1 protein-coding gene is annotated in these 1,205 nt (G+C 69.1%); it reads left to right on the top strand.

Annotation, left to right across the window (positions count from 1 at the left end; genetic code table 11):
* A partial coding sequence (locus ACWD4A_RS35385; RefSeq protein WP_451200584.1) for an acetate--CoA ligase occupies positions 1-1,205 on the top strand: 1,205 nt, incomplete at both ends.

Genomic DNA, 1,205 nt, shown 5'->3' with positions numbered 1-1,205 from the left:
GACACGCGCACCATCACCTACGCCGAGCTCCAGCGCGAGGTGGCCAGGGCCGCCAACGCCCTCACCGGGCTGGGCGTCCAGGCGGGCGACCGGGTCGCGATCTACCTGCCGATGATCCCCGAGGCCGTCATCTCGATGCTCGCCTGCGCCCGGATCGGCGCCCCGCACTCGCTCGTCTTCGGCGGCTTCTCCGCGGACGCCCTCGCGACCCGCATCAACGACGCCGACGCCTGCATCGTCATCACCGCCGACGGCGGCTACCGCCGAGGCAAGCCCTCCGCACTCAAGCCCGCCGTCGACGAAGCACTGACCCGCCCCGGCACCGGACACGTCCGCAACGTCCTGGTCGTGCGCCGCACCGGCCAGGAGGACCTCGCCTGGACCCCGGGCCGCGACATCTGGTGGCACGACCTGGTCGAGGGCCAGTCCGACCAGCACACCCCGCAGGCCTTCGACGCCGAACACCCGCTGTTCATCCTCTACACCTCCGGCACCACGGGCAAGCCCAAGGGCATCCTGCACACCACCGGCGGCTACCTCACCCAGGTCTCGTACACCCACCACGCCGTCTTCGACCTCAAGCCCGAAACAGACGTCTTCTGGTGCACCGCCGACGTCGGCTGGGTCACCGGCCACTCCTACATCGTCTACGGACCCCTGAGCAACGGCGCCACCGAAGTCCTCTACGAAGGCACACCCGACAGCCCGCACCAGGGCCGCTGGTGGGAGATCGTCCAGAAATACGGCGTCACCATCCTCTACACCGCACCCACCGCGATCCGCGCCGCCATGAAATGGGGCGACGACATCCCCGCCAAGTTCGACCTGACCAGCCTGCGCATCCTCGGCTCGGTCGGCGAACCCATCAACCCCGAGGCCTGGGTCTGGTACCGCAAACACATCGGCGCCGACAAAACCCCCGTCGTCGACACCTGGTGGCAGACCGAGACCGGCGCCATCATGATCAGCCCGCTGCCCGGCGTCACCACCACCAAACCCGGCTCCGCCCAGGTACCACTCCCCGGCATCGCGGCCACCGTCGTCGACGACAACGCCCACGAAGTACCCGACGGCCACGGCGGCTACCTCGTCCTCACCGAACCCTGGCCCGCCATGCTCCGCACCATCTGGGGCGACGACCAGCGCTACCTCGACACCTACTGGTCCCGCTTCGAACACCAATACTTCGCCGGCGACGGCGCCAA

The organism is Streptomyces sp. NPDC002537 (assembly GCF_053594975.1).
Note: the sequence above shows the minus strand (reverse complement) of the source record. Positions and strands in the feature narration are given on the sequence as shown.